The sequence below is a fragment of the Xylophilus sp. genome (assembly GCA_009914555.1).
GTDB lineage: Bacteria > Pseudomonadota > Gammaproteobacteria > Burkholderiales > Burkholderiaceae_C > WNDY01.
This window is the reverse complement of the sequence record WNDY01000008.1, coordinates 77,954-99,804: the sequence shown is the minus strand read 5'-3', so window position 1 is coordinate 99,804 and position 21,851 is coordinate 77,954. Positions and strand designations below refer to the sequence as shown.

Here is a 21,851-nt window from a genome sequence, read left to right as displayed (position 1 = left end):
CCATGTACGAACTGAGGCTGCTGGCACCCGAGGACAGCGTCGAGCCGGTGAGCGACGCGCTGGACGCGCTCGATGCGCTGTCGGTCAGCGTGGAAGACGCCGACGCGGCCACCGACGCCGAGCAGGCACTGTTCGGCGAGCCCGGCATGCCGCCGCCGCGCGAAGGCTGGCAGCGCTCGCGCATCGCGGCGCTGTTCCCGACCGAGGCTGCGGCGCAGGAAGCCGCCACGCTGGTGGCCGCGCAGGATTTCTTCGCCGGCAGCCGCGTGCTCGGCATCGCCGCCGTGCCCGACGAGGACTGGGTGCGCCTGACGCAGTCGCAGTTCGAGCCGGTGGAAATCACGCCCACGTTCTGGATCGTGCCGACCTGGCACGAGCCGCCGGGCCAGGCCGTGCGCACCATCCGGCTGGACCCGGGCCTGGCCTTTGGCACCGGCACCCATCCGACCACGCGCATGTGCCTGCGCTGGATCGCCCGCAACGGCGAGGGCGGCGCGGGCTCACTGGGCCGCGTGCTGGACTACGGCTGCGGCTCCGGCATCCTGGCCATCGGCGCGGCCAGGCACGGCGCCACCGACATCGACGCGGTGGACATCGATCCGGCTGCGGTGGATTCGGCCGCGCTCAACGCACAGGCCAACGGCGCCGTGCTGCGCACCGGCCTGCCCGAGCTGGCCCGGGGCGCCTACGACACGGTGCTGGCCAACATCCTGGCCACGCCGCTCAAGGTGCTGGCGCCGTTGCTGTGTGCGCATGTGGCCGAAGGCGGCCACCTGGTGCTGGCCGGCATCTTGGAGCGCCAGGCCGGCGAGCTCAAGGGGGCATACGCGCCTTGGCTCGCACTGGAGGTCGAGGACAGCGAGGATGGCTGGATCCTGATGACCGCGCGGCGCTGATGCACCGGGGCTTGCGCTGCATACATACAATGCCGCGCAGATGAGCCAGATCACGCGCTGTCCCTCCTGCGCGACCCTCTTCAAGGTCGTGCCCGACCAGCTCCGCATTTCGGACGGCTGGGTGCGCTGCGGGCAGTGCGGCGAGGTGTTCGACGCGGCGGCGCAGCTCCAGGCCGCCGCAGCGGCCGGACCGGCGCCGGCGGCCGTTGCCGGGCCGCTGCCCGAAGACCGGCCGGCGCCTCCCGTCTCCGAGCCGGAGGTCCCGGCCGGCGTCGTCCTGCCTGCGCCGCCTAGCGAAGACGATGGGCCGCCGTCCGCCGCACCGGTGGTCGCCCCCGAGCCCGAGCCGCCGCCGGTCGACGGGGGGGCGCCAATGCTCGTGCCGCTCGATCCCGGGCCGCCGGCCACGGGCGCAGAGGATGCCGATGCGGCCGACGAAGGCTACGAGCTGCCGTTGAGCCTGCTGCGCGAGGCGCCAGCGTCCGAAGGTCTCGACGACCAGGTCTTCGCCGCGGCGCTGCCGGCGCTCGACGGCCATGCGCCGCGGCGGGAAGGCTCGTCCCTGGAGCGCGATGCCGTCCCGGGCCTCCGGTCCGCTGCCACCGCGTCGGCGATCGGATTGCCAAAGCTGGTGCCGGACGCCGTCGAAGCGGACTTTGCCCGTCGGCAGCAGGACCGTCCGCCGCGTTTCGCGCGCAAGGTGGATGGCAGCGTGCCGGATGACGACGGCGACGGTCTGCTCGCACCGCACATCTCCTTCGTGCGCACCGCGCGCAGCCGCGCCTTCTGGCGGCACGGCGGCGTGCGGGCAGGACTGGCCGCCGCTGCGGGCGTGCTGGCCGTGCTGCTGGCGTTGCAGGTGGCCGTGCGCGAACGCAACCGGCTGGCAGCCCATTGGCCCGGAGTGCGGCTGGTGCTGGAGGCGCTCTGTGGGCCGCTGTCCTGCACCATCGACCTCCCGCGGCAGATCGAGGCCATCGTCATCGACAGCTCTTCCTTCGACGCAGTGCGTGCCGATGTCTATCGGCTCGGCGTGACGCTCCGGAGCCATGCCGCCACGGCCGTGGCCATGCCGTCGCTGGAGTTGTCCCTGAACGATGCCCAGGGCCGCACGGTGGTCCGCAAGGTGCTCGGTCCGGCACTGCTCGGTGCGCCGGCCGCGCTGGCGCCGCAGGGCGAATGGTCGGCCTCGCTGTCGGTCGCGCTGGGCTCGGAAGCCGGCGCGCTGCCGCGCGTGGCCGGCTACAGCCTCGTGGCCTTCTATCCCTGAGGACTTCCGTCCTCGCTTCCTTCACTTTCTGTTTTTTCCGCCATGGCAAGCATCATCTGCGGCTCGCTCGCATTCGACACCATCATGCGTTTTCCGGGCTGCTTCGCCGAGCAGATCCTGCCCGACCAGCTGCACATCCTCAACGTGTCCTTCCTGGTGCCGCAGCTGCGCCGCGACTTCGGCGGCTGTACCGGCAACATTGCCTACGGCCTGAAGCTGCTCGGCGGCGATCCGCTGCCCATGGCCACGCTGGGCCGCGACGGTGCTGACTACCTGGAGCGGCTGCACGCCCTGGGCATCCGCACCGATTTCGTCCGCTCCGTGGACGACACCTACACCGCCCAGGCGATGATCATGACGGACAGCGACAACAACCAGATCACCGCCTTTCATCCGGGCGCGATGATGCAGGCGCACCGGACGGCGATCGTCGCGCGCGACGACGTGAAGCTGGGCATCATCGCGCCCGACGGCCGCGATGCGATGGTCCAGCACGCCGAGCAGTTCGTGGCCGCCGGCATTCCGTTCGTGTTCGACCCGGGCCAGGGCCTGCCCATGTTCGATGGCGCCGCACTGGCGCGCTTCGTGGAGCAGGCGGACTGGGTCACGGTCAACGACTACGAAGGCAAGATGCTGTCCGAGCGCACCGGCTGGAGCCCGGCGGAGATCTCGCGCCGCGTGCGCGGCCTGGTCGTCACGCTGGGCGCGGAAGGCTGCGAGGTATGGGTGGACGGCGAGCGCACGCTGGTGCCGCCGGTGGTGGCCGCCGAGGTGGTCGACCCGACCGGCTGCGGCGACGCCTGGCGCGGCGGGCTGCTCTACGGTCTGGAGCGCGGCTGGGATCTGCTGCGCTGTGCCACGCTCGGCAACCGCGTCGGCGCACTCAAGATCGCGCAGCGCGGCCCGCAGAACTACCGGCTCGACTTCCTGCCGGAGGACTGAGCGGCTGCCGTCGGAAGCGGCCGGTCAGGCGGCGGCTCCCACTCCTGCACGAGCGCCAGCAGGCCGGGAAAACGCGCGTTCAGGTCTTCATGGCGCAGCCGGCTGCGCCGCTCCAGCCCGTACTGCCGCTGGCGGATGACACCGGCTTCGCGCAGCGCCTTGAAGTGGTGTGTCAGCGACGACTTGGGACGGTCGAAGCCGAACCAGCCGCAAGGGTGATCGTAGGCGTCGGCATCGCGCAGCAATTTGTGCACGATGGTCAGGCGCAGCGGATCGGCGAGCGCGCCCAGGATGGTCTCCAGCCGCAGTGCCTCGGCCGCCGGTTCCTCCAGCGGCGGTGGAAGGCCGGCGGGCGCAGCGGCTCGGAGATGGGGCGATGACAGGCGCATGGCCGCAGCCTAGCACTTGTACGGGTTTTTTCAAACATGCTATTGTTCGATAAAAATCGTACAGGAGGGGCCATGCCCGAATCCAATGCCCTGGTCGTCGTCGCCCATCCCGACCTGGGCCGCTCCCGCGTGAAGGCCGTGCCATGACACAGGAGATGCAGGAGCGCGCCGCCACCGTCCGCATGGCGGCGGTGGTGACGGCGGTGTTCATGCTGTCGAACTCGACCACGCCGCTCTACGTGCACTGGCAGGCGCGGCTGGGCTTTTCGTCGGGCATGCTGACGGTCGTCTTCGCGCTCTACATCGCCGGCCTGCTGGGCACGCTGCTGGTGGCCGGACCCTTGTCGGACCGCTACGGGCGCCGGCCTGTGCTGCTGCCGGGGCTGATCGCCGCGCTGCTGGCCTGCGGGCTGTTCGCCGGCGCGGCGTCGGTCGCCATGCCCGCCGCGGGCCGGCTGCTGGCCGGCATCGCCGTGGGCGTGATCGTCTCGGCTGGCATGGCGGCCGTGGTCGATGCCGGCGGTGCGCAGGGCAGGCGCCGCGCGTCGCTGCTGGCGTCGGTGGCGATGGTGCTGGGCGCGGGCCTGGGGCCGCTGCTGGCGGGCGCCCTGGCGCAGGCGCTGGCGCGGCCGGTGATTCCGATCTTCGCCGTCGAGGCGCTGGTGCTGTTCGGCGCCCTGGCCGTGGTCTGGCGGCTGCCGGCCCGCCCGCTGGCGGCGGACGGCTCCTTTCGCCTGCGCCTGCCGCAGGTGCAGGCGGCGAAGCGGCGCCATGTCCTGTGCGGCATCGCCGCCTTCGGCCCCGGCATCACCGCGACTTCGTTCGTGCTGGCCCTGGGGCCGTCGCTGCTGGCGCGGCTGCTCGGCGTGCGCAGCCCGCTGCTGGCCGGCGGCATGGCTTGCGCGATGTTCTTCGCCGCCGCCGGCGTGCAGTTCGCCGTGCGGCAGTGGCCGGTGGCGCGCATCTTCGCCGCCGGCACCGCTGCCACGGTGCTGGCGATGGCGGGGCTGGCACTGGCCATCCATGCTGCCTGGGCCCCGGCGCTCGTTGCTTGCGCGCTGCTCGCCGGCGCGGGGCAGGGGCTGGGCCAGCTCGGCGGGTTCACGCTGATCGGGCTGCACGTTCCCGACAGCCACCGCGCCCAGGCCAACGCGGTGCTCAACATCGGCGGCTATATCCCGGCGGGCCTGCTGCCGGTGGCGACCGGGTATCTGATCGACGCCGTGGGCCTGGCAGCGGGTGCCACGTCGTTCGCTCTGGCGTTGACCATGGTTTCGTTGATGGGGGGCGCCTGGGCCACGCGCCGGACTGGCGCCTGAAATGAAAAAGACCTCTCGGTCAACCGCTGCGCGGTTGCCCAGTCCCCCGGGGGCGCTTTTGTCTTGGAGCGGCCCGGCGACAAAAAACCCGGTGCCTTGCGACACCGGGTGGATGCGAAAGCGGTGCGGCAGGACGCCGCCCGCTGAACCTCAGGGCTTGTTGCCGGTCGGGAAGGGCCAGGCAGCCTGGGGGTTGAGGGTCGTCTGCGCTGCCGGTGCAGCAGCAGGCGCAGGGGCAGGGGCAGCAACCTTGGCCGCCTTCTTGGCGGGCGCGGCCTTCTTGGCAGCAGGTGAAGCCGCGGCCTTCTTGGCAGGTGCGGCAGCTTTCTTCGCCGGAGCAGCAGCCTTCCTGGCGGGCGCGGCTTTCTTTGCCGGAGCAGCAGCCTTCCTGGCGGGCGCGGCCTTCTTCGCCGGAGCAGCAGCCTTCTTGGTGGGCGCGGCCTTCTTCGCCGGAGCGGCGGCCTTCTTGGCGGGCACGGCCTTCTTCGCCGGAGCAGCAGCCTTCTTGGCAGGCGTAGCCTTCTTCGCCGGAGCAGCAGCCTTGGCGGTCGCTGCCTTCCTGGCGGGTGCAGCGGCCTTCTTGGCCGGCGCAGCAGCCTTCGGGGCGGCGGCCTTCTTGGCCGGAGTGGCGGCCTTCGTCGCCGCAGTCTTTTTCGCAGTTGCCATCATTTTCTCCTTGGTCGGATTTCAAAGAGCACTTTGCTGCGCGTCGACGATGGACGGCACAAAGCGATTCATGGCGCTGGGCCCATGCCCAACGCCATGAATGGGGAAGCGCCTCCCACGGCTGCAATCTGCGCTGCAGTCGGTGGAAGGCGCAAGGTTCGGAAACATCGCGTCGCTCAGGGGCGCCTCGGGGTCGTCAGTCCCATGACAGCGCACCACCCGACTGGTACTCGATGACGCGGGTCTCGAAGAAGTTGCGTTCCTTCTTCAGGTCGATCATTTCGCTCATCCACGGGAACGGGTTCTCTTCGTTCGGGAACAGGGCTTCCAGGCCGATCTGCGTGGCGCGCCGGTTGGCGATGTAGCGCAGGTAGCCCTTGAACATGGAGGCATTGAGGCCGAGCACGCCGCGCGGCATGGTGTCCTCGGCATAACGGTATTCGAGCTCGACGGCCTGCTGGAACAGCGCCTTGATCTCGGCCTTGAACTCGGACGTCCACAGGTGCGGGTTCTCGAGCTTCAACTGGTTGATGAGGTCGATGCCGAAGTTGCAGTGCATCGACTCGTCGCGCAGGATGTACTGGTACTGCTCGGCGGCGCCGGTCATCTTGTTCTGGCGGCCGAGCGCGAGGATCTGGGTGAAGCCGACATAGAAGAACAGGCCTTCCATCAGGCAGGCGAAGACGATCAGCGACTTCAGCAGCGTCTGGTCGGCCTCGTGCGTGCCGGTCTGGAAATTCGGGTCGGCGATCGCGTTGATGAACGGGATCAGGAACTCGTCCTTCTCGCGGATCGAGGCGATCTCGTTGTAGGCGTTGAAGATCTCGCTCTCGTCCAAACCCAGCGACTCGACGATGTACTGGTAGGCGTGCGTGTGGATCGCTTCCTCGAAGGCCTGGCGCAGCAGGAACTGGCGGCACTCTGGCGCTGTGATGTGGCGGTAGGTCCCCAGCACGATGTTGTTGGCCGCGAGCGAATCGGCGGTGACGAAGAAGCCGAGGTTGCGTTTGACGATGCGGCGCTCGTCCTCGGTCAGGCCGTTCGGGTCCTTCCAGAGCGCGATGTCGCGCGTCATGTTCACTTCCTGCGGCATCCAGTGGTTGGCGCAGGTGGCGAGGTACTTCTCCCAGGCCCACTTGTATTTGAAGGGGACGAGCTGGTTGACGTCGGTCTGGCCGTTGATGATGCGCTTGTCGGCCGCGTTGACGCGGTGGCGCTGGGACTCGGAAGAGACGGCAGCACCGGTGCGCGGTGCGGCCTGCGATGCATCGGAGGCGGCGGCGGGCGAAGCCTGCACCGAGCGGCCTTCGGCGGAGCCGCTGTGCAACGTTGTCGGCACAGAGGGCTTGACTTCGTCGTCCCAGTTCAGCATAGGTTTTCCAATATGCGGATTATGAAAGCAGCCATGCGAATTTGAAAGCGTCGCACCGGGCTGCCGATGTAATTTGTTGCTCCACTGCCGCACCGCACATACCCCAGCAAGGTGGAGTATGTGCCATGTACAGTGCCGTCACTGGCAGGCTTCGCAGCCCGGATCGTCGATCGCGCAGAACTTGATGTCGGTGGCCGGCACGGCGGCCGATTCGGCGCGTGCCGCGGCGGCTGCGGCTTCGAGTGCGCTGGGCTGTGCGGCCGCGGCGGCCTGCGGCGCGCTGCCGGACGACACCGAGTTCAAACGGCCTGCGGCGACGGTGGACTTCTCGGCGTGCGTGGCGCCCACGGTGCGCAGGTAATAGGTGGTCTTGAGGCCGCGCAGCCAAGCGAGCTTGTAGGTGTCGTCGAGCTTCTTGCCCGATGCGCCGGCCATGTAGATGTTGAGCGACTGGGCCTGATCGATCCATTTCTGGCGGCGCGCGCCGGCCTCGACGAGCCAGGTCGTCTCGACCTCGAACGCGGTGGCGTAGAGCGCCTTGATGTCCTGGGGCACCCGGTCGATCGGGCGCAGCGAGCCGTCGAAGTGCTTCAGGTCCATCAGCATTACTTCGTCCCACAGGCCCAGGCGCTTCAAGTCGCGCACGAGGTAGCCGTTGATGACGGTGAACTCGCCCGAGAGGTTGGACTTGACCGACAGGTTGCCGAAGCAGGGCTCGATCGAGGCGTCGACGCCGACGATGTTGGAGATGGTCGCCGTCGGCGCGATGGCCACGCAGTTGGAGTTGCGCATGCCGTCGGCAGCGATCTTTTTGCGCAGCGCGTCCCAGTCGAGGGTGGAGGAGCGGTCGACCTGCACGTACTCGGCGCCGCCGCGGGCCTGGGCCAGCAGGTCCAGCGAGTCGAGCGGCAGGATGCCCCGGTCCCACAGCGAACCCTTGTAGCTCGAATACTGGCCGCGCTCCCGGGCGAGTTCGGTCGATGCCCAGTAGGCGTGGTAGCAGATCGCTTCCATGGAGCGGTCGGCGAACTCGACGGCCTGCTGCGACGCGTAGGGAATGCGCAGCTGGTAGAGCGCGTCCTGGAAAGCCATGAGGCCTAGGCCGACCGGGCGGTGGCGCAGGTTGGAGTCCTTGGCCTTCTGCACGGCGTAGTAGTTGATGTCGATCACGTTGTCGAGCATGCGCATCGCCGTGGTGATCGTCTTCTTGAGCTTGTCGTGGTCGATCGCCCCATCCTTGATGTGCTGTGCCAGGTTGACCGAGCCGAGATTGCAGACGGCCGTCTCGGTGTCGCTGGTGTTGAGCGTGATCTCGGTGCAGAGGTTGGACGAATGCACTACGCCGGCGTGCTGCTGCGGGCTGCGCACGTTGCAGGCGTCCTTGAAGGTGATCCAGGGGTGGCCGGTCTCGAACAGCATCGAGAGCATCTTGCGCCACAGGTCCACGGCCGGCACGGTCTTGTTCGGCCGGATCTCGCCGCGCGCGGCGCGCTCTTCATAGGCCACGTAGGCGCGCTCGAAGTCGGCGCCGAACAGGTCGTGCAGGTCGGGCACGGAGGAGGGCGAGAACAGGGTCCACTGGCCCTTCTCGAGCACGCGGCGCATGAACAGGTCGGGGATCCAGTTGGCCGTGTTCATGTCGTGCGTGCGACGGCGGTCGTCGCCGGTGTTCTTGCGCAGTTCGAGGAATTCCTCGATGTCCAGGTGCCAGGTCTCCAGGTAGGTGCAGACCGCGCCCTTGCGCTTGCCGCCCTGGTTGACGGCCACGGCCGTGTCGTTGACCACCTTGAGGAAGGGCACGACGCCCTGCGATTCGCCGTTGGTGCCCTTGATGTGGCTGCCGAGCGCGCGCACGCGCGTCCAGTCGTTGCCGAGGCCGCCGGCGAACTTGGAGAGCAGCGCGTTCTCCTTGATCGACTCGTAGATGCCGTCGAGGTCGTCGGGCACGGTCGTCAGGTAGCACGACGACAGCTGCGAGCGCAGCGTGCCGGCGTTGAACAGCGTGGGCGTGGACGACATGAAGTCGAACGACGACAGCACTTCGTAGAACTCGATGGCTCGGGCCTCGCGGTCGGCTTCATTGAGCGACAGGCCCATGGTCACGCGCATGAAGAAGGCCTGCGGCAGCTCGATGCGGGTCTTGCGCACGTGCAGGAAGTAGCGGTCGTACAGGGTCTGGAGGCCCAGGTAGTCGAACTGCAGGTCGCGCTGCGGCTTGAGCGCCGCGGCCAGGCGCGGCAGGTCGAACTCCAGCAGCCTGGCGTCGAGCAGTTCGTTGTCCACGCCCTTCTGGATGAACCGGGGAAAGTAGTCCACGTAGCCCAGCGCCAGCTCGCCCTGGGTCACGTCGCGGCCCAGCACTTCCTTGGCGATCGTGTGCAGCAGCAGGCGGGCGGTGGCGTAGGTGTAGTCCGGGTCCTTCTCGATCAGCGTGCGGGCCGCGAGGATCGAAGCCTTGTAGACCTCCTCGACCGGCACGCCGTCGTACAGGTTGCGCACCGTCTCGGCCACGATGGGCTCGGCCTTCACGTCCGCGCCCAGGCCGGCGCAGGCGGCCTCGATGCGCTGGTGCAGGCGGGTCAGGTCCAGCGCCACGCGCTGGCCGCCGTCGATCACGTGCAGCAGCGGCACGCCGGCCTTGGCGGCCACCTCCTCGGCATGGCGGCTGCGCTCCTGGGTGCGGCGCTCGCGGTAGAGCACATAGGAACGGGCCACGTCGTGGTGGCCGCCGCGCATCAGGCCCAGCTCGACGTTGTCCTGCACGTCCTCGATGTGGAAGGTGCCGCCGTTCGGCCGCGAGCGCAGCAGCGCGCGCACGACGCCCTGGGTGAGCTCGTCGACCACTTCGCGCACGCTGGCCGAGGCCGCGCCCTGGGCGCCGCGCACGGCCAGAAAGGCCTTCATCAGCGCCACGGCGATCTTCTGCGGCTCGAACGGCACGACGGCGCCGTTGCGGCGGATGATCTGGTAGTGGCTGTAGGGGTTCTCGGCAACTGGCGAGGCGGCCGCGGGGGCGGCGGTGGAGGCCGTGTGCGCGGTGGGCGTGGAAGGGGTGTTCAGGACGGCGGACATGGATTTCCTCTTCTGCGTTTTTTCGGAGAGTCCGTGCGCGGAAAGGGCACGGGGCGATATGTCGGGGGTGTGCGGAGCCTGGGCTCCGCACACTATATCTAGGGGCTGGGCGGGATTCTAGACGCTACCGGTAGCGTGGCAATCACGAAGAACGCATTTGTTTGCAACACGTTTTTTCGGTAAGCGAAAAGGGGCGCGCGCGGGGGGATTGGCGGCCGCGCCTGGGCCTCGCCGTTGCTTGCATGCTGCCGCCGGCGCCAATGCCGGTGCCGCTTGCAGCGGACTTTCAGCCTGCGCGGCGCATGGATGCTGGACTTGAAGGCTACGCCGGATCGGAGGAGGCAGGCAATGGCGGGAAAAAAACCGCATCCCAACCAAGGTCGCGCCGCAGTCGGACCCAGTCGAAGCCCGGGCCGGGGTCGTGCTTGCGCCCCGGCGCGATGTGCTCGTGGCCGGCAACGTGGGCGATCGGATAGCGTGCCGCGATCGCGCGGCCGAGCCGGGCCAGCGCTTCGTACTGCGCCGGCTCGAACGTGTCGCCCTCCAGGCCTTCGAGCTCGACGCCGATGGAGTCGTCGTTGCAGTCGTCGCGGCCGCGCCAGTGCGAGCGGCCGGCGTGCCAGGCGCGCCGGTCGGCATCGACGAACTGCCAGACCGTGCCGTCGCGGCGGACGAAGAAATGCGCCGACACCTCCAGCCCGCGGATCTGTTGGAAGGAGGGATGCGCGTCCCAGTCGAGCGTGTTGAGGAAGAGCTGCCGCACTGCGTCGCCGCCGTATTCGCCCGGCGGCAGGCTGATGGAATGCAGCACCAGCAGATCGATCCGCGCGCCCTCCGGGCGCGGCCCGTGGTTGGGCGAGGGCGCCCGGCGGGCGCCGCGCAGCCAGCCGCCGTCCCAGAGTCCGCCGGCCGTTCGGGGTTCAGGCTTCGTCGTCATTCGCTTCGGTGTCGCTGGGCGTGGGGATGTGCAGCCGCGCGATGCGGTAGCGGATCTGGCGCAGGCTGATGCCCAGGCGCGCGGCGGTGGCCGTGCGGTTGAAGCCGTTGTCGCCCAGGGCGCGCACCAGGACCTCGCGCTCGATGCCGTCGAGCCAGGCCTGCAGGTCGCACGGCGGCTCACCCGGCGCGTTGTCCTGCGCCACGACGGCGGCGCCGTTGTGCGCCGGCGCGGGGGCATCGACCTGCAGTTCGCCGTCGTCGCCGAGGGCCACGGCGCGGTGCAGCACATTCTCCAGTTCGCGCACGTTGCCGGCCAGCGGCAGCTGCGCGATGCGCGAAAGCGCTTCCTCGGTCAGCGACGGCACGGCCGTGCCCGATTCGCGGGCGATGCGTTCCAGCAGCGCGGCGCACAGCGCCGGCAGGTCCTCGCGGCGCTCGCGCAGCGGCGGCACCGCGATCTCGATCACGTTGAGCCGGTAATAGAGATCCTGGCGGAAGCGGCCGGCCCGCACCTCGGCGGCCAGGTCCTTGTGGCTGGCGCTGACGATGCGTACGTCCACCGTCTCTTCCTGCGTGGAGCCGAGCGGCCGCACGCTGCGCTCCTGGATGGCGCGCAGCAGCTTGGACTGCATGGCCAGCGGCAGGTCGCCGATCTCGTCGAGGAAGAGGGTGCCGCCGCGCGCGGCCTGGAAGTAGCCCGGCCGGTCCTGCGTGGCGCCGGTGTAGGAGCCCTTGCGCGCGCCGAAGAACTCGGCTTCGAGCAGGTTCTCGGGGATGGCGCCGCAGTTCACGGCCACCAGCGGACCGGCGGCGCGCTGGCTGCTGGCATGCAGGGCCTGGGCGACCAGTTCCTTGCCGGTGCCCGATTCGCCGTGCACCAGCACCGGCGCCATGCCGCGGGCCACCTTGAGGATGCGCTGCTTGACGGCGCGCATGCCGGCCGATTCGCCGACGATGCGGTCGAGCGCGCGGGCCGCCGGCGCGGCGGCTGCGGGCCGTGCGGCACGGGGGGCGCTTCGGGCACGGGGACTTCGGATTGGCCCTGTACCGCCGAGGCCACGACCTGGCGGAACTGCTTCAGGTCCACCGGCTTGGTCAGGTAGTCGAAGGCGCCGGCCTTGAGCGCATCGACCGCGCTCTCGGCCGAGCCGTAGGCGGTCATCACCAGGCAGCGCTCGGCGCGCTGCTGCCCGCGCAGCTCCTGCAGCAGCGCGAGGCCGACGCCGTCGGGCAGGCGCATGTCGGTGATGACGGCGTCGAAGCGACGCGCGGACAGCTGTTCGCGTGCCTCGGCCAGCGAGGCGGCGGCCTCGACCCGGTAGCCCTCGCGCAGCAGCGTCAGTTCATAAAGCGTGCGCAGGTCGGGTTCGTCGTCGACGATGAGGATGGTGGCGGCCATGGCTGGGCGAGCGTATCAAACGACGAGGACGTCGAAGTCCGGGTCGGGGTGGGCGCGGCCGCCCGCGTTGCGGAAGGCCACCGAGAACGCGTTGCCGCCGCGCAGCCCCAGGGCGGTCTGCTGGTCGATGCGCTGGTAGGCGATGGCGGCGCCGTGGCGCTGGCACAGTTCGCGGCAGAGGAAGAGGCCCAGGCCGCTGGAGCGGCTCTCGGACGAGAAGAAGGGCTCGAACAGGTGGCGCTCCACGCCACGCTCCAGCGGCGCGCCGTCGCTCCACACGGCGAGCCGCGCCGGCCCGGGCGGGGTGGCCTGGGTGCTGACCTGGATCGCGTCATCGCTGGTGCCGGCGTAGCGCAGCGCGTTGTCGAGCAGGTTGACCAGCACGCGGCGCAGGTGTTCGGCATCGAACTCCACCTGTGCCTGCGGTGCGCCGGCGCGCAGGCGCACGCGGCGGCGCGCCGGCGCCTGCGCCTGCCAGTCGCGCAGCACCTGGGCGACCGTCTCGTCGAGCGCCACCGTGGAGGCCGGCGTGTGGCCGATCTGGTGCTGCACGCGGGCGATGTCGAGCACCTCGTCGGCGATGTGCTGCAGCCGCCGCGCGTTCTGCTCGACCATGGCCGACAGCCGCTGCTGGGCCGGGTCGCCCAATTCCTCGGCCAGCAGCGCGTTGGCCTGCACGATGGCCGCGAGCGGATTGCGGATCTCGTGCGCCACGGCGGCCGACATGCGGCCCATGGCGGCGAGCTTCTCGGTGCGCATGCGGGCCTCCAGCTCGCGCAGGTCCTGCAGGAACATCACGCACAGCCCGGCCGCGGCCGGGCTGGGCGCCGGCGCGAGCCGGGTGCGCACCTGCAGCCGCAGCGGGCGCTGCGCGGCCTGCAGCAGGGCGACCTCGGCCACCTGCGGCGCGGACTGCAGGAAGGTGGCGCGCGCCAGCACGGCCAGCGGCTGCCAGGGCGCGGCATCCAGGCTGAGGGGCAGCCGGGCCGCGGCCACCTCCAGCAGCCGGTGCGCGGCCGGGTTGGCCGCATGTACCTGCGTCTGCTCGTCGAGCACCAGCACGCCGTCGCCCAGGGTCTCGATCACCAGCTCGTTGACCTGCGCCTGCAGCGCCGCGGCCGAGGCGCTGCCGCGCGCGCTCTGCTCCTCGTGCACCAGGCGCGCGGCGAGCTGCTGCACCAGCGCCGCGACCGCGAAATAGCCCGCGCCCGACAGCGCAGCCTGCAGCAGCCGCGGGGCCGGATCGGCATGGAAGAGCAGCACCGTCAGGACCGCCTCGCCGAGCTGCAGCAGCGAGACCGCCGCCGCCGTGGCCAGCGCCAGGCGCAGCGAGCCGAGCACCGCCGCCATGAGGATCGGCAGCGCCAGCAGCGGCGCGTAGTTGAGGGCGCCCAATCCGATCCACGGCAGCAGCGTGAACACCAGCAGGTCGGTGCCGACCGTGGGCAGCCAGCGCCAGCCGCCGCCCGAACGCGGCGGCTGGCGTCCCTTCAGCCGCGCGGCCACGGTGACCACCAGGTAGCCCATGCACAGGGCCGCCGGCAGCACCGGCGGCTGCTGGGTGACCAGCAGCCCGATCACCAGCTGCAGCACCAGCAGCGCCAGCGCGATCATCGCGCGCGCCGTGAGGAAGCCATGCCACAGCCGGCCGAACGCCGTGTCGTGCGGGGCCGGAGCCGGTGTCATCCTGCCTGGGGTATAGGTCGTGAGCGCTGACAGAACAGACGCTCAGGGCCGATGCTCCTGGCAGTACCAGCGGCCCTGGCCGTCGCTCGCGGCCTCGGTGCGCGGCAGGTGCAGGCCGCAGGCGGCGCAGGCCACCATGGGCTGAGGCGCGCCCGGCCGGCTGCGGGCCGCGCGCTGCCGGCGCTGCTGCACTTCGGCGCGGCGCCTGTTGTTCCAGATGCCGAAGGCCGCGGCCAGCACTGCGAGGAGGACGAGGTACTTCATGTGGTGCGGTGGAGGATCACTTCGAGCACGAAGCGCGAGCCCACGTAGGCCAGCAGCAGCAGGATCGTGCCCACGTAGAGCACGCGCACGGCCACGCGGCCGCGCCAGCCGAAATGCCGGCGGCCGACCAGCAGCACGGCGAAGGCGATCCACGACAGCACCGAGAAGAGGGTCTTGTGGTCCCAGCGCCAGGCCTGGCCGTAGAGCGATTCGCCGAACAGCCAGCCGGCGGCCAGTGTGGCCGTCAGCAGCACGAAGCCGGCGGTGACGAAGCGGAAGGTCAGGCGCTCCAGCGTCAGCAGCGGCATGCCGCTGGCCGGGTCGGCCGCCTGGCGGATGCGCTGCTCGGCGCTGGTCATGATCCAGGCGTGGACCACGGCCGCGCCGAACATGCCGTAGGACGCGATGCCCAGCGCCAGGTGCAGCGGCAGCCACGGCGAGGTGCCGATGTGCAGCGGCGTGCCGGGGAAGACGAAGGCGAGCAGCACGGCCAGCGCGCCCAGGCCGGCGAGCGCGCGGCGCGTCTGCAGGCGGGGATAGAAGCGGCTTTCCACCGCGTAGACCGTGAGCACCAGCCAGGCCGTGACCGACAGCGCCGGCGCGAAGCCGAAGCGCGGCGGATGCTCGCCCGCCAGGCTCCAGCCCAGTGCGACCGCATGCAGCGCCCAGGCCGCGAGCAGCAGGCCGCGCGACGAGGCGGCGTTGAGCCGCTGGGCGATGGCGGCCGGCAGCGCATAGGCCGCCGCGGCGGCCAGACCGAGGAGCAGGCCGACGGGGGAGGCGCTGACTGCGCTGGGTAAAATCATGGGCCGATAGTTTATCGCTTGCGCCACCGCCGTCGTCCGGGCCCCGCAGGCGCGCCTGCACCTCCCATTCCCTTATCCCATGGCCTCCGCACTCACCGACAAACTCTCGCGTCTCGTCAAGGAAATGCGCGGCCAGGCCCGCATCACCGAATCCAACGTGCAGGACATGCTGCGCGAGGTGCGCATGGCGCTGCTCGAAGCCGACGTGGCGCTGCCCGTGGTGCGCGACTTCATCGCCCGCGTGAAGGACAAGGCGCTGGGCCAGGACGTGCTGGGCTCGCTCAAGCCGGGCCAGGCGCTGGTCGGCATCGTCAACAAGGAACTCGCGGCCACGATGGGCGAGGGCGTGTCCGACATCAACCTCGCGGCCCAGCCGCCGGTCGTGATCCTGATGGCGGGCCTCCAGGGCGCCGGCAAGACGACCACCACCGCCAAGCTGGCCAAGCACCTGATCGAAAAGCGCAGGAAGAAGGTGCTGACCGTCTCGGGCGACGTCTACCGCCCCGCGGCCATCGAGCAGTTGAAGACCGTGACGGCCCAGGCCGGCGCCGAATGGTTCCCCAGCACGCCGGACCAGCAGCCGCTGGACATCGCCCACGCCGCGCTCGACTATGCGAAGAAGCATTATTTCGACGTGCTGCTGGTCGACACCGCCGGTCGGCTCGCAATCGACGAGGCGCTGATGCAGGAGATCCAGCAGCTGCACGGCGCGCTCGACCCGGTGGAAACGCTGTTCGTCGTCGACGCCATGCAGGGCCAGGACGCGGTCAACACCGCCAGGGCATTCAAGGAGGCGCTGCCGCTCACCGGCATCGTGCTGACCAAGCTCGACGGCGATTCGCGCGGCGGCGCGGCGCTGTCGGTGCGCCAGGTGACCGGCGCGCCGATCAAGTTCGCCGGCGTCTCCGAGAAGATCGACGGGCTCGAAGTATTCGACGCCGAGCGCCACGCCGGCCGCATCCTCGGCATGGGCGACATCGTCGCGCTGGTCGAGCAGGTGGCGCAGGGCGTCGATCTGCAGGCCGCGCAGAAGCTCGCGAGCAAGGTCAAGAGCGGCGAGGGCTTCGACTTGAACGACTTCCTCGGCCAGCTCCAGCAGATGAAGCAGATGGGCGGCCTCTCCAGCCTGATGGACAAGCTGCCCGCGCAGCTCACCGCCAAGGCCGGCCAGGTCGACATGGACAAGGCCGAGCGCGAGGCGCGCCGCAAGGAAGGGATCATCCAGAGCATGACGCCGCTGGAGCGGCGCAAGCCCGACCTCATCAAGGCCACCCGCAAGCGCCGCATTGCCGCAGGCTCGGGCGTGCAGGTTCAGGACGTCAACCGCCTGCTCAAGGAATTCGAGCAGATGCAGGAGATGATGAAGAAGATGAAGGGCGGCGGCCTCATGAAGATGATGAAGCGCATGGGCGGCATGAAGGGCCTGGCCGGGCTCGGGGGCCTGGGCGGGGGCAAGCTTCCCTTTTGATACTCCCCCGGGAGGGCCGTTGAGACGGGCGTGGTCCGCCCGCTTCGGGCCTATACCCCCTTGCTTATTGCTGTGCAGGTGCCGCGGCGGGCGCGGCAGACGGTTCCGGCGCGGCTGCGGGTGCTGGCACCTGCCGCGGCACCGGCTGCGGCGGCAGCTGGTAGCTCCAGGTCTCGGTCAGCGTGCGGCCGTCGGGGCCGGCCAGTGCGGCCCGCAGTTCGCCGGCCTGGGCCGGGTCGGCATGCTGCACCCGCAGCGTCAGCCGCCAGCCGCGGATCGCCGGGTTGGCCTGCACCGTGGTGCCGACGATGCGCACCGCGGCATTGCCGCTGACGCTGGCGGTCACCGCCGTGCCGGCCGGCAGCCGGGCCAGCGACGGGCCTTCGAAATCGACGATCAGCGCGAGGCTGCCGTCGGTCTGGCGCACCAGGTTGGGCTGGTAGCGCTCGCCGGCGGCGCGCAGCGTCTGCCGCACCCAGGCAATGTCGCCGCCGCCGAACAGCGCGGCCTCATCGCGCGTCCAGTGGATGCGGTAGTCCAGCGCCAGCGGCGTGCCGGGCGCAGGCAGCACATCCGGCTGCCAGAAGGCGGCGATGTTGTCGTTGGTCTCATCGGGCGTGGGCAGTTCCAGCAGCGTGACGCTGCCCGGCCCCCAGTCGCCGCGCGGCTCGATCCAAGCGCTCGGGCGCAGGTCGTAGCGATCCTTCAGGTCCTCGAAGCGCGAGAACTCGCGGCCGCGCTGCAGCAGGCCGAAGCCCTGGAGGCTGTCGGCGCGGAAGTGGCTGGTCACCACCTGCGGCGGGTTGTTCAGCGGCCGCCACAGCCATTCGCCGTTGGCCGCGTGGATCGCCAGGCCGTTCGAATCGTGGATCGCGGGGCGGAAGTTCGGCGTGGCCGCATGCTGGCTCGGCCCGAACAGGAACATGCTGGTCAGCGGCGCCACGCCCAGCACCTTGGGCGCCGCGCCGCGCAGGAAGATGCGGGCGCGCACGTCGAGCAGCGAGTCGTCGCCGGGCGTGAGCGTGAATTCGTAGGCGCCGGTGGCGCGCGGGGAGTCGAGCAGGGCGTAGATCACCAGCTGCCGGTCCTGCGGCGCCGGGCGGCGCACCCAGAACTCGCGGAAGCGCGGGAACTCCTCCGGCTCGGCGAGGCCGGTGTCGATTGCCAGGCCCCGGCCCGACAGGCCGTAGACCTGGCCCTTGCCGATCACGCGGAAGTAGCTCGCGCCCAGCAGGCTCATGACCTCGTCGCTCTTGTCCGGCCGGTTGAGCGGATAGAGCACGCGAAAGCCCGCATAGCCCAGGTTGCGCGTGGCCTCGGCATCGATGGCCAGGCCGTTGAAATTGAAGCGTGACGGGTCGTAGGGCAGATCCTGCACCGCGTCGCCCACCAGTTCGTGGATCGGGACCGGCGAGGAGAACTGCATGCCCTGGTGGTAGAAGCCGAGCTTGAACGGCGTGGCGTCCTGCGCCCAGGCGAAGCCCTCGGGCCGCGGCTGGATCCTGATGTAGTCGTCGAACTGCATCTGGCTGAACGCGGGCGGCAGGTTGCTCTGCGGCTCCTGGTACGGCTTGGCAGCCAGCGCCAGCGCATGGGTGGTCAGGTCGTCGAGCGAGAAAGCGCGGGCGGGCGCGGCGCCGAGCAGCAGGCCGGCCAGCGTGGCCAGCAGCAGACCGGTGCGCCGCACCGGGGCGAAGATGGTCAACACGGGGAGAAAACTCCTGCACATCGCGGAAAACGGGGTGTCGCGGGCGCCGTGCGGTGCCCGCGTGCCGAGGGACTCGGCTTCTGCCGGGGTTACGGGCTGTCACCGGCATGCACACGCATAATGCCCGCCAGCCGGCCCGCTCCGGCAAGGGCCCGAAGCTTAGCAGCGCCCGCCCCGCACCTTCAGTGAAAACCCCCGGTTCCCCTCGGTCGCCCGTGGCCGCAGCGGCGCCCGAGCCCGATCGCCGCATGCACCAGACCTCCCCCCGCTCCTCCCGGCCTGCCGTCCGCCGCCGCACCGTGCTGGCCGCCGCCCTGGCCAGCGGCTTCGCCGCCGTGCCGGTCGTCCGGGCCGCCGGCACCAGCGTGCCGCCGCTGGAGAACAAGGCCGCGTTCATCGACGACTTGATCGCCCGCATGACGCTGGCCGAGAAGGTCGGCCAGCTGCGCCTCATCAGCATCGGCGGCGACAATCCCAAGCCCAGGCTGCTGGCGGAGATCGCGGCCGGGCGCATCGGCGTGATGTTCAACACCGTGACCCGCGCCGAGAACCGGCCGCTGCAGCAGGCCGCGGTGACGCAGAGCCGGCTGAAGATCCCGCTCTTTTTCGCCTACGACATCGTGCACGGCCACCGCACCGTGTTCCCGATCGGGTTGGGGCTGGCGTCGAGCTGGGACATGGAGGCCGTGCGCACCAGTGCCCGCATCGCGGCTGTCGAAGCCAGCGCCGACGGCATCGACGCCACCTTCGCGCCGATGGTCGACATCGCCCGCGACCCGCGCTGGGGCCGCACCAGCGAAGGCTTCGGCGAGGACCCGTACCTCGTCGGCGAGATCGCGCGGGCCAGCGTGCGCGGCTTCCAGGGCGATGCGCTGGCGAAAGCCGACAGCATCATGGCCGTGGTCAAGCACTTCGCGCTCTACGGCGCGGTGGAGGGCGGGCGCGACTACAACACGGTCGACATGAGCCCGATGCGCATGGCCAACGACTACCTGCCGCCGTACCGCGCCGCGCTCGATGCGGGCGCCGGCGGCGTGATGGTCGCGCTCAACTCGATCAACGGCGTGCCGGCCACGGCCAGCCTCTGGCTGCTGCGCGACCTGCTGCGCACGCAGTGGAAGTTCACCGGCGTCACGTTCAGCGACCACGGCGCGATCACCGAGCTCAAGAAGCACGGCGTGGCCGCCGACGACCGCGAGGCCGCGCAGCGCGCTATTCAAGCCGGCGTGGACCTGAGCATGGCCGACAGCGTCTACCTGGAGCAACTGCCGGGTCTGGTGCAGTCCGGCGCCGTGCCGGTCGCCACCATCGACGCGGCGGTGCGCGAAGTGCTCGGCGCGAAATATGACCTGGGCCTGTTCCACGACCCGTTCCTGCGCATCGGCCGGGCCGAGGACGACCCGGCCGACGTCGATGCCGACGACCGCCTGCACCGCGCCGAGGCACGCGCCGTCGCGCGCGATTGCCTCGTGCTATTGGAGAACCGCAACGCAACGCTGCCGCTGCCCAAGCGCGGCACCCTCGCCCTGGTCGGCCCGCTGGCCGACGCGCCGATCGACATGATGGGCAGCTGGTCGGCGGCGGGGAAGTCGAAGCATTCGGTCACGCTGCTGGCCGGCCTGCGCGACGCGCTGCAGGGCAGCGGCGCCACGCTGCTGCATGCGCGCGGCGCCAATGCCACCGACGATCCGGCACTGGTCGAATACCTCAACTTCCTTAACTGGGACACGCCCGAGGTGGTGCAGGACAAGCGCCCGCCCCAGGCCATGATCGACGAGGCCGTGGCCGCTGCCCGGCAGGCCGACGTGGTGGTCGCCGCGGTGGGCGAGACGCGCGGCATGTCGCACGAATCGTCGAGTCGCACCAGCCTGGAGATCCCTGCGAGCCAGCAGGCGCTGCTGGCGGCGCTGAAGGCCACCGGCAAGCCGCTCGTGGTGCTGCTGATGAACGGCCGCCCGCTCGCGCTGACCTGGGTCAAGGAGAACGCCGACGCGGTGCTGGAGACGTGGTACACCGGCACCGAAGGCGGCCATGCGATCGCCGACGTGCTGTTCGGCGATGCCAATCCGTCGGGCAGGCTGCCGATCACCTTTCCGCGTTCGGTCGGCCAGATCCCGCAGTACTACAACCACCTGCGCATCGGCCGGCCGTACACGCCGGGCAAGCCGGGCAACTACACCTCGCAGTATTTCGAGGAACCCAATGGGCCGCTCTACGTCTTCGGCTACGGGCTGAGCTACACCACGTTCGCGCTGTCCGAGGTGACTCTTTCGTCCGCCACGCTCGCCCGCGGCCAGCAACTGAGCGCGGCCGTGACGGTGACCAACACCGGCGCGCGCGCCGGCGCGACGGTGGTGCAGCTCTACATCGAGGACCCGGCCGCCAGCGTGGCGCGGCCGGTGAAGGAGTTGAAGGGCTTCGCCAAGCTGCACCTGCAGCCGGGCGGATCGCGCGAGGTGCGCTTCGCTATCGGCGAGGAGCAGCGTCGCTTCTTCGACGCACAGTTGCGCCACGTGGCCGAGCCGGGCCGGTTCAACGTGCAGATCGGGCTGGATTCGCAGGAGGTACGAACCGCCGCCTTCGCGCTGCGCTAGCCACCTGCCGCGCGGCGGCCTTGCGCCGCCCGGTCAGCTGGCCGGCGGGATGAAGCAGCGCGGCGTGCTGAAGCCGATCATGTCGGCCACGAGGCCGCGCATCTCGGCCACCGCATGCCGCGCATCGTCGCGCCGCCACTGCAGCACGTATTCGAGCGGCGGCACGTCCTCGCTGTCGTCGAGCAGCTCGATCTTGCCGAGTGCGGCCATGTCCTCCGCCCAGAGCCGCGGCATGAGGCCGAACCCCAGCCCCTCCGCGATGAGCCCGACGACGCCGCCCCAGCTGTTGCAGGCGAGCCGCTTGAAGACGGTCGTGCCGTGCTGCGCCGACCACCGGTCGAGTGCACGCGTCGGCCCCGAGCCCGAGGGCAGCGAGATGAAGGCAAACCGGTTGGCCATCGCCGCGGGCTGGCGGCTGCCGGCCCGCGCGATCAACGTGCCTGCGGCGACCCAGGCCAGTTCGGCGGATGCGACCGGCTGCGCCGCCAGCGTCGCGCGCGACGACAGGCCGGCGAGCACCGCGCAGTCAAGTTCGCCATCCTCCAGCCGCCGTTCGAGCAAGACGTCGTTGCCGACCACCGGTTCGAGTTCCAGGTCCGGGTGCAGTTCGGCGACACGCGCCACCAGCCGCGGCAGCCAGGTGAGGGCGCTCATCTCGCCCATGCCGATGCGCAGGCGGCCCACGAGACCGGTGCTGGCGCCCAGCACGGTGCGGATCGCCGCGGCCTGACCGAGCATCTCCTTGGCCAGCGGCAGCAGCCGCTCGCCATGCACGGTCAGCACGGCATTGCGGCCGCTCTTGTCGAACAACTGCAGCCCCAGCGACTCCTCCAGCTCGGCCAGGCGCTTCGACAGGGTGGAGCCGGAGACATGGCTGCGCTCCGCGGCCACGGCGAAGCTGATGCAGGTGGCAGCCCAGTAGAACGCCTCGAGTTGCTTGAGTGTCATGCCCCGGATGATTTCCAGAATCGAAAGAATCGCCTGCGGAAAAATTCACTTTTTTGCCGGCGGGCGGCAGTCTACATTGCCCTTCGTTCGCTCACCGTGCGCACTGCCAGCCG

The 21,851-nt window shown here is 70.3% G+C and carries 16 protein-coding genes and 1 pseudogene; 6 read left to right on the top strand and 11 right to left on the bottom strand.

Annotated features, from left to right (window positions below; genetic code table 11):
• The first annotated feature begins 2 nt into the window (after positions 1-2).
• The 3 genes from prmA to GAK38_RS06690 are packed head-to-tail and all read left to right on the top strand — an operon-like array spanning position 3 to position 3,108.
• Positions 3-896, top strand: a complete 894-nt coding sequence (gene prmA, locus GAK38_RS06700) for a 50S ribosomal protein L11 methyltransferase (protein ID WP_325342558.1) — start codon at positions 3-5, stop codon at positions 894-896.
• 40 nt (positions 897-936) lie between these two features.
• Positions 937-2,166: a zinc-ribbon and DUF3426 domain-containing protein gene (locus GAK38_RS06695; protein WP_325342557.1), complete on the top strand. Its 1,230-nt coding sequence runs from the start codon at positions 937-939 to the stop codon at positions 2,164-2,166.
• Between the two features lie 42 nt (positions 2,167-2,208).
• Positions 2,209-3,108 (top strand): carbohydrate kinase family protein, encoded by a 900-nt coding sequence (locus GAK38_RS06690; protein WP_325342555.1) that lies wholly within the window; start codon positions 2,209-2,211, stop codon positions 3,106-3,108.
• Here GAK38_RS06690 and GAK38_RS06685 read toward each other — a convergent pair.
• Positions 3,078-3,497, bottom strand: coding sequence for an ArsR/SmtB family transcription factor (locus GAK38_RS06685; RefSeq protein ID WP_325342553.1), 420 nt, complete (start codon positions 3,495-3,497; stop codon positions 3,078-3,080). The genes GAK38_RS06690 and GAK38_RS06685 overlap by 31 nt on opposite strands.
• A gap of 143 nt (positions 3,498-3,640) precedes the next feature.
• On the opposite strand from GAK38_RS06685, the gene GAK38_RS06680 reads away from it, so the two are divergent.
• The gene (locus tag GAK38_RS06680) at positions 3,641-4,816 is read left to right on the top strand and encodes an MFS transporter (RefSeq protein ID WP_325342551.1); all 1,176 of its coding nucleotides are present in this window, start codon (positions 3,641-3,643) and stop codon (positions 4,814-4,816) included.
• Between the two features lie 150 nt (positions 4,817-4,966).
• Here GAK38_RS06680 and GAK38_RS06675 read toward each other — a convergent pair whose 3' ends face one another.
• The 8 genes and pseudogenes from GAK38_RS06675 to GAK38_RS06640 all read right to left on the bottom strand — a co-directional run bounded on the left by GAK38_RS06675 (position 4,967) and on the right by GAK38_RS06640 (position 15,020).
• A complete protein-coding gene (locus GAK38_RS06675; RefSeq protein WP_325342549.1) occupies positions 4,967-5,482 on the bottom strand; it encodes a histone in 516 nt (171 codons plus the stop codon).
• Between the two features lie 196 nt (positions 5,483-5,678).
• The gene (locus tag GAK38_RS06670; RefSeq protein ID WP_325342547.1) at positions 5,679-6,854 is read right to left on the bottom strand and encodes a ribonucleotide-diphosphate reductase subunit beta; all 1,176 of its coding nucleotides are present in this window, start codon (positions 6,852-6,854) and stop codon (positions 5,679-5,681) included.
• A 138-nt stretch (positions 6,855-6,992) separates the two neighbouring features.
• Positions 6,993-9,926: a ribonucleoside-diphosphate reductase subunit alpha gene (locus GAK38_RS06665; RefSeq protein ID WP_325342545.1), complete on the bottom strand. Its 2,934-nt coding sequence runs from the start codon at positions 9,924-9,926 to the stop codon at positions 6,993-6,995.
• A gap of 322 nt (positions 9,927-10,248) precedes the next feature.
• On the bottom strand, positions 10,249-10,863 hold the full coding sequence (gene ampD, locus GAK38_RS06660) for a 1,6-anhydro-N-acetylmuramyl-L-alanine amidase AmpD (RefSeq protein WP_325342543.1): 615 nt from the start codon (positions 10,861-10,863) through the stop codon (positions 10,249-10,251).
• Positions 10,847-12,264 (bottom strand): annotated as a pseudogene (locus GAK38_RS06655) (sigma-54-dependent transcriptional regulator). The gene ampD and the pseudogene GAK38_RS06655 overlap by 17 nt, the downstream one beginning before the upstream one ends.
• 15 nt (positions 12,265-12,279) lie before the next feature.
• The gene (locus GAK38_RS06650) at positions 12,280-13,950 is read right to left on the bottom strand and encodes an ATP-binding protein (protein ID WP_325342541.1); all 1,671 of its coding nucleotides are present in this window, start codon (positions 13,948-13,950) and stop codon (positions 12,280-12,282) included.
• A gap of 42 nt (positions 13,951-13,992) precedes the next feature.
• Entirely contained in the window at positions 13,993-14,214 is a 222-nt protein-coding gene (locus GAK38_RS06645; RefSeq protein ID WP_325342539.1) for a PP0621 family protein, read from the bottom strand.
• Positions 14,211-15,020, bottom strand: coding sequence for a cytochrome C assembly family protein (locus GAK38_RS06640; protein ID WP_325342537.1), 810 nt, complete (start codon positions 15,018-15,020; stop codon positions 14,211-14,213). The genes GAK38_RS06645 and GAK38_RS06640 overlap by 4 nt, the downstream gene beginning before the upstream one ends.
• 79 nt (positions 15,021-15,099) lie before the next feature.
• Here GAK38_RS06640 and ffh point away from each other — a divergent pair, with 79 nt between their 5' ends.
• Positions 15,100-16,488, top strand: a complete 1,389-nt coding sequence (gene ffh / locus GAK38_RS06635; RefSeq protein ID WP_325342535.1) for a signal recognition particle protein — start codon at positions 15,100-15,102, stop codon at positions 16,486-16,488.
• A 64-nt stretch (positions 16,489-16,552) separates the two neighbouring features.
• On the opposite strand, the gene GAK38_RS06630 is transcribed toward ffh, so the two are convergent.
• Positions 16,553-18,217 carry a glucan biosynthesis protein G gene (locus GAK38_RS06630; protein ID WP_325342534.1) on the bottom strand — a complete coding sequence of 555 codons (1,665 nt, stop codon included), beginning with the start codon at positions 18,215-18,217 and terminating at the stop codon, positions 16,553-16,555.
• Positions 18,218-18,444: 227 nt separating this feature from the next.
• Between GAK38_RS06630 and bglX the strand changes: the two genes are divergently transcribed.
• On the top strand, positions 18,445-20,790 hold the full coding sequence (gene bglX / locus GAK38_RS06625; protein WP_325342532.1) for a beta-glucosidase BglX: 2,346 nt from the start codon (positions 18,445-18,447) through the stop codon (positions 20,788-20,790).
• 33 nt (positions 20,791-20,823) lie between these two features.
• On the opposite strand, the gene GAK38_RS06620 is transcribed toward bglX, so the two are convergent.
• Entirely contained in the window at positions 20,824-21,738 is a 915-nt protein-coding gene (locus GAK38_RS06620) for a LysR family transcriptional regulator (RefSeq protein WP_325342529.1), read from the bottom strand.
• Positions 21,739-21,851 lie beyond the last annotated feature (113 nt).